We start from the raw sequence: 6828 nt of genomic DNA on the forward strand, positions 1-6828 counted from the left end.
GACGGAAGAGACGGTCGACCGAAAGAACGCGCGTTGCTGCGAGGGTAGGCTCGACAACGCCCGGTACACCCCTCAGTCACCGGGAACCGAACATGTGGAGAGGAGCCCTGACCCAGGGTGAGCACCAAGCCGACCACCACAGACCTCGAGTGGACCGCACTGGACCAGCGGGCCGTGGACACCGTCCGAGTGCTGGCAGCTGACGCCGTACAGAAGGTCGGCAACGGCCATCCGGGTACGGCGATGAGCCTGGCCCCCGCAGCGTATGTGCTCTTCCAGAAGCTGATGCGGCACGACCCGTCCGACGCCGACTGGACCGGCCGGGACCGCTTCGTGCTCTCCGCGGGCCACTCCAGCCTGACGCTCTACATCCAGCTGTACCTGGCGGGCTACGGCCTGGAGCTGGCCGACCTCGAAGCCTTCCGCACGTGGGGTTCGAAGACGCCCGGCCACCCGGAGTACGGACACACGGTCGGCGTCGAGACGACCACCGGCCCGCTCGGCCAGGGTGTCGCCAACGCCGTGGGCATGGCCATGGCCGCGCGCTACGAGCGCGGTCTGTTCGACCCGGAGGCCGCGCCCGGCACCTCGCCGTTCGACCACACCATCTGGGCGATCGCCGGTGACGGCTGCCTCCAGGAGGGCATCTCCCACGAGGCGTCCGCGCTGGCCGGCCACCAGAAGCTCGGCAACCTGGTGCTGCTGTGGGACGACAACCACATCTCGATCGAGGGCGACACCGAGACCGCCGTCTCCGAGGACACCCTCAAGCGGTACGAGGCGTACGGCTGGCACGTCCAGCGCGTGGAGCAGCTGCCGAACGGCGACCTGGACCCGGCCGGTCTGTACAAGGCCCTGAAGGCGGCCCAGGAGGAGACCGAGCGTCCTTCCTTCATCGCCGCCCGCTCGATCATCGCCTGGCCCGCCCCGCACGCGCAGAACACCGAGGCCGCGCACGGCTCGGCGCTGGGCGACGAGGAGGTCGCGGCCACCAAGCGCGTCCTCGGCTTCGACCCGGAGAAGACGTTCGAGGTCTCCGACGAGGTCATCGGGCACACCCGCGAGGCTCTGGACCGCGGCCGCGCGGTCCGGGAGGAGTGGGAGAAGACCTTCGCCGAGTGGCGCGGCGCCAACCCGGAGCGCGCCGCCGAGTTCGACCGGATCCGCTCGACCGAGCTGCCGACCGGCTGGGAGGAGAAGCTCCCGGTGTTCGAGGCGGGCAAGGGTGTCGCCACCCGTGCCGCCTCCGGCAAGGTGCTGCAGGCGCTGGGCGCGATCATCCCCGAGCTGTGGGGCGGCTCCGCCGACCTGGCCGGTTCGAACAACACGACGATCGACAAGACGTCGTCGTTCCTGCCCAAGGGCAACCCGCTGCCGGAGGCCGACCCGTACGGCCGGACGATCCACTTCGGCATCCGCGAGCACGCGATGGCCGCCGTGATGAACGGCATCGCGCTGCACGGCAACACCCGCATCTACGGCGGCACCTTCCTGGTGTTCTCCGACTACATGCGCAACGCGGTCCGGCTGTCGGCGCTGATGCACCTTCCGGTGACGTACGTCTGGACGCACGACTCGATCGGTCTCGGCGAGGACGGCCCGACCCACCAGCCGGTGGAGCACCTGGCCTCGCTGCGTGCCATCCCGGGTCTGAACATCGTGCGCCCGGCCGACGCCAACGAGACCGCGATCGCGTGGCGCGAGATCCTGCGGCGCTACACGAAGAAGTTCGGTGTGGGCGCCCCGCACGGACTGGCGCTGACCCGCCAGGGCGTGCCGACGTACGAGCCCAACGAGGACACGGCCAAGGGCGGTTACGTCCTGGCGGAGGCCGAGGGCGGCGACGCTCAGGTCCTGCTCATCGCCACCGGCTCCGAGGTGCACCTGGCCGTCGAGGCCCGCGCGCAGCTCCAGGCCGACGGGATCCCGGCGCGGGTCGTCTCGATGCCGTCCGTGGAGTGGTTCGAGGAGCAGGACCAGGCGTACAAGGACAGCGTCCTGCCGCCGTCGGTGAAGGCGCGTGTGGCGGTCGAGGCCGGTGTCGGTCTGACCTGGTACCGGTACGTCGGCGACGCCGGGCGGATCGTCTCGCTGGAGCACTTCGGCGCTTCGGCCGACGGCAAGGTCCTCTTCCGCGAGTTCGGGTTCACCCCCGAGAACGTGGCTGCCGTCGCCCGGGAATCCATCGCCGCGGCCTCGCGCTGACGCCGGTACACGAACTAGTAGGAGATGCAATTCTCATGGCAGACGCACTCAAGCGCCTCTCCGACGAAGGCGTCGCGATCTGGCTCGACGACCTGTCGCGCAAGCGGATCACGTCCGGTAATCTCGCCGAGCTGATCGACCAGCAGCACGTCGTGGGCGTCACCACCAACCCGTCGATCTTCCAGAAGGCGATCTCGTCCGGCGACGGTTACGAGCAGCAGCTCGCCGACCTCGCCGTCCGCAAGGTCACCGTCGAGGAAGCCATCCGCATGATCACGACGGCGGACGTCCGCGACGCCGCCGACATCCTGCGGCCGGTCTTCGACGCGACGCAGGGCCAGGACGGCCGGGTCTCCATCGAGGTGGACCCGCGTCTGGCGCACCACACCAAGGCCACGGTGGCCGAGGCCAAGCAGCTGGCCTGGCTGGTGGACCGGCCGAACACGCTGATCAAGATCCCGGCGACGAAGGCCGGTCTGCCGGCGATCACCGAGACCATCGGTCTCGGCATCAGCGTCAACGTCACGCTGATCTTCTCGCTGGAGCGCTACCGCGAGGTCATGGACGCCTACCTGGCCGGTCTGGAGAAGGCCAAGGAGCGCGGGCTCGACCTGTCGAAGATCCACTCGGTGGCGTCGTTCTTCGTGTCCCGTGTGGACACCGAGATCGACAAGCGACTGGACGCGCTGGGCACGCCCGAGGCGAAGGAGGCCCGCGGCAAGGCGGCCCTCGCCAACGCCCGCCTCGCGTACGAGGCGTACGAGCAGGTCTTCGGCAGCGACCGCTGGGCCGCCCTCGACAAGGCGCAGGCCAACAAGCAGCGTCCGCTGTGGGCCTCGACCGGCGTCAAGGACCCTGCGTACAAGGACACGCTGTACGTGGACGAGCTGGTCGCTCCGGGCACGGTGAACACCATGCCGGAGGCCACCCTCGACGCCACGGCCGACCACGGGCAGATCACCGGCGACACGGTGCGCGGTACGTACGAGCAGGCGCGCGCCGACCTCGACGCCGTCGAGAAGCTCGGGATCTCGTACGACGACGTGGTGCAGCTGCTGGAGGACGAGGGCGTCGAGAAGTTCGAGGCGTCCTGGAACGACCTGCTCAAGTCCACCCAGGCGGAGCTTGAGCGCCTCACTCCCTCGGAAGGCTGAGCATCTTGTCAAGCAGCAATCCGCTGCGTGACGCCGCGGACCGACGGCTCCCGCGTATCGCGGGGCCGTCGGGCCTGGTGATCTTCGGCGTTACGGGCGATTTGTCACGTAAAAAGCTGATGCCTGCCGTGTACGACCTCGCGAACCGGGGGCTGCTGCCGCCGGGCTTCTCGCTCATCGGCTTCGCCCGCCGCGAGTGGCAGCACGAGGACTTCGCGGAGGAAGTGCACCAGGCGGTCAAGCAGCATGCCCGGACCCCCTTCCGCGAGGAGGTCTGGCAGCAGCTCATCCAGGGGATGCGCTTCGTCCAGGGCGACTTCGGCGACGACGACGCCTTCGAGACGCTCAAGAAGACGATGGAGGAGCTCGACCAGGCGCAGGGCACCGGCGGCAACTTCGCGTTCTATCTGTCCGTACCGCCGAAGTTCTTCCCCGTCGTCGTCCAGCAGCTGAAGAAGCACGGGCTGGCCGATCAGAAGGGCGGCTCCTGGCGGCGCGCGGTCATCGAGAAGCCGTTCGGTCACGACCTGACCTCCGCCAAGGAGCTCAACGGGATCGTCCACGAGGTCTTCGCGTCCGACCAGGTCTTCCGGATCGACCACTACCTGGGCAAGGAAACCGTCCAGAACATCCTGGCGCTGCGCTTCGCCAACACCCTCTTCGAGCCGATCTGGAACCGGTCGTACGTCGACCACGTCCAGATCACCATGGCCGAGGACATCGGCATCGGCGGCCGGGCCGGGTACTACGACGGCATCGGCGCCGCTCGCGACGTGATCCAGAACCATCTGCTCCAGCTGCTCGCGCTGACCGCGATGGAGGAGCCCGCCTCCTTCGACGCGGACGCGCTCGCCGCCGAGAAGACCAAGGTGCTGGGCGCGGTGCGGGTGCCCAAGGACCTGGCCGCCAACACCGTGCGCGCGCAGTACGCCGCGGGCTGGCAGGGCGGCGCGAAGGCCGTCGGCTATCTCCAGGAAGACGGCATCGACCCCAAGTCGAAGACCGATACGTACGCGGCGATAAAGCTGGAGATCGACAACCGCCGCTGGGCGGGCGTCCCGTTCTATCTGCGGACCGGCAAGCGGCTCGGACGCCGGGTCACCGAGATCGCGGTCGTCTTCCAGCGCGCCCCGCACTCCCCCTTCGACCACACGGCCACCGAGGAGCTCGGGCAGAACGCCCTGGTGATCCGGGTCCAGCCGGACGAGGGCGTGACCCTGCGGTTCGGCTCGAAGGTACCGGGCACGTCGATGGAGGTCCGGGACGTCTCGATGGACTTCGCGTACGGCGAGTCGTTCACGGAGTCCAGCCCCGAGGCGTACGAGCGGCTGCTCCTGGACGTCCTGCTCGGCGACGCGAACCTCTTCCCGAGGGTCGAAGAGGTCGAGCGGTCCTGGGAGATCCTCGACCCGATCGAGCAGTTCTGGGACAAGAGCGGCAAGCCCGCGCAGTACCCGGCCGGCACCTGGGGTCCGGTCGAGGCGGACGAAATGCTCGCACGAGACGGACGGAGCTGGCGTCGGCCATGAAGATCGACCTTACGGACACCACCTCCGGCAAGATCAACAAGGCGCTCGTGCAGGGGCGGCGGGCGGTCGGCATGCCGGCCGTCGGCATGGTCCTCACGCTCGTCATCGTCACCGACGAGGAGAACGCGTACGACGCGCTGAAGGCGGCCAACGAGGCGTCGCGCGAGCACCCCTCGCGCACGCTCGTCGTCATCAAGCGCGTCTCTCGCTCGCCGCGCGACCGCTCCAAGACCCGCCTCGACGCCGAGGTGCGGGTCGGCACGGACGCCGGCACCGGAGAAACGGTCATCCTGCGGCTGTACGGCGAGGTCGTCGACCACGCGCAGTCGGTGGTGCTGCCGCTCCTCCTGCCGGACGCACCGGTCGTGGTGTGGTGGCCGGTGAGTGCGCCGACCGACCCGGCGGCCGATCCGCTGGGCGCGCTGGCCCAGCGCCGGGTGACCGACACCTTCGCCTGCGAGCAGCCGATCGCCGAGCTGACGGCCCGCGCGGAGGCGTACACCCCGGGTGACACGGATCTGTCCTGGACCCGGATCACTCCGTGGCGCTCGATGCTCGCGGCGGCCCTGGACCAGGTGACCTGCGAGGTCACCGGGGCCGAGGTGGAGGGCGAGGAGTTCAACCCGAGCTGCGAGCTGCTCGGGATGTGGCTCGCGGACCGGCTGCAGGTGCCGGTGAAGCGTTCGGTGTCGGCGGGGCCGGGTCTGACGGCCGTCCGCCTGGAGACGAACTGCGGTCCGATCGTGCTGGACCGGGCCGACGGCTCGCTCGCGACGCTGTCCATCCATGGCCAGCCGGACCGGGGCGTGGCGCTGAAGCGGCGCGACACCTCGGAGCTGATCGCGGAGGAGCTGCGGCGGCTGGACCCGGACGACACGTACGCGTCGGCACTGCGGTACGGGGTGCACCGGCTGGGTGAGCCGTCCGCCGACGCGGCGCCGGAGGCCCCGGAGGGTTCCGAGGGGCAGCCGTCCCGGCCTGCGGCGAAGAAGGCTCCGGCCAAGGCACCGTCTCCGGCCAAGAAGGCGGCGACGAAGTGAGTGCCCCTCAACTCGTCGTCCACCGCGACAAGGAGCTGATGGCGCAGGCCGCGGCGGCCCGGCTGATCACGAAGATCGTGGATGCCCAGGCCGCACGCGGCTCCGCGTCGGTCGTCCTCACCGGCGGGCGCAACGGCAACGGCCTGCTGGCCGCGCTCGCCGCCGCGCCCGCCCGGGACGCGATCGACTGGCACCGGCTGGATCTGTGGTGGGGCGACGAGCGGTTCCTGCCCGAGGGTGACCCGGAGCGCAATGTCACCCAGGCTCGGGAGGCCCTGCTGGACTCGGTGCCGCTGACCCCGTCCCGGGTGCACGCGATGCCCGCGTCGGACGGCCCGCACGGCAAGGACGCGGATTCGGCGGCCGCCGCCTACGCCGCGGAGCTGGCCGCCGCGGCCGGTCCCGAGCATTATCGATCAGCGACTACCGCCGCGGGCGGCGACGTACCGGCCTTCGACGTGCTGATGCTCGGCGTCGGGCCGGACACGCATGTCGCCTCGCTGTTCCCCGAGCACCCGGCCGTCCGGGAGACCGACCGCACGGTCGTCGGCGTCCACGGCGCGCCGAAGCCCCCGCCGACGCGGATCTCCCTCACCCTCCCCGCGATCCGCGCGGCCCGCGAGGTCTGGCTGCTGGCGGCGGGCGAGGACAAGGCGAACGCGGTGGCGATCGCGCTGTCCGGTGCGGGTGAGATCCAGGCTCCGGCGGCGGGGGCGTACGGCCGCGCGCGGACGCTGTGGCTCCTGGACTCTGCGGCGGCGTCCCAGCTGCCGCGGGACCTGTACCCTCCGGCGTCCCCCTGACCGCGACGCGCAAACACGACAGCCCGGGCCCGCCCCCTAGGGGGCGCTCGACACATGCCGGGACTGGGACGACCTGCGGCTGGAGAAGGGGCTTCCC

Annotated in this window: 5 protein-coding genes; all 5 read left to right on the top strand. The window is 70.4% G+C overall.

All coding sequences use genetic code 11. The annotated features are described in order from the left end of the window. Nucleotides 1-117: 117 nt before the first annotated feature. The 5 genes from tkt to pgl are packed head-to-tail and all read left to right on the top strand — an operon-like array spanning nt 118 to nt 6731. Nucleotides 118-2205: a transketolase gene (tkt, locus tag ABT342_RS34805; protein WP_351582614.1), complete on the top strand. Its 2088-nt coding sequence runs from the start codon at nt 118-120 to the stop codon at nt 2203-2205. A 35-nt stretch (nt 2206-2240) separates the two neighbouring features. After that, a complete protein-coding gene (gene tal, locus ABT342_RS34810; RefSeq protein WP_351582616.1) occupies nt 2241-3359 on the top strand; it encodes a transaldolase in 1119 nt (372 codons plus the stop codon). 5 nt (nt 3360-3364) lie between these two features. Beyond that, nucleotides 3365-4888, top strand: a complete 1524-nt coding sequence (zwf, locus tag ABT342_RS34815) for a glucose-6-phosphate dehydrogenase (RefSeq protein WP_351582617.1) — start codon at nt 3365-3367, stop codon at nt 4886-4888. Then, a complete protein-coding gene (gene opcA / locus ABT342_RS34820) occupies nt 4885-5928 on the top strand; it encodes a glucose-6-phosphate dehydrogenase assembly protein OpcA (protein ID WP_351582619.1) in 1044 nt (347 codons plus the stop codon). Before zwf ends, opcA begins: the two co-directional genes overlap by 4 nt. Then, nucleotides 5925-6731 carry a 6-phosphogluconolactonase gene (gene pgl / locus ABT342_RS34825; RefSeq protein WP_351582621.1) on the top strand — a complete coding sequence of 269 codons (807 nt, stop codon included), beginning with the start codon at nt 5925-5927 and terminating at the stop codon, nt 6729-6731. The genes opcA and pgl overlap by 4 nt, the downstream gene beginning before the upstream one ends. Nucleotides 6732-6828 lie beyond the last annotated feature (97 nt).

The sequence above is a fragment of the Streptomyces sp. NPDC000410 genome (assembly GCF_040300305.1).
Taxonomy (GTDB): Bacteria; Actinomycetota; Actinomycetes; order Streptomycetales; family Streptomycetaceae; genus Streptomyces.

Excerpts from the sequence above, each read along its gene's own strand:
- opcA (WP_351582619.1), top strand. The coding sequence starts at position 4,885 with ATGAAGATCGACCTTACGGACACCACCTCCGGCAAGATCAACAAGGCG.
- tal (WP_351582616.1), top strand. The coding sequence starts at position 2,241 with ATGGCAGACGCACTCAAGCGCCTCTCCGACGAAGGCGTCGCGATCTGG.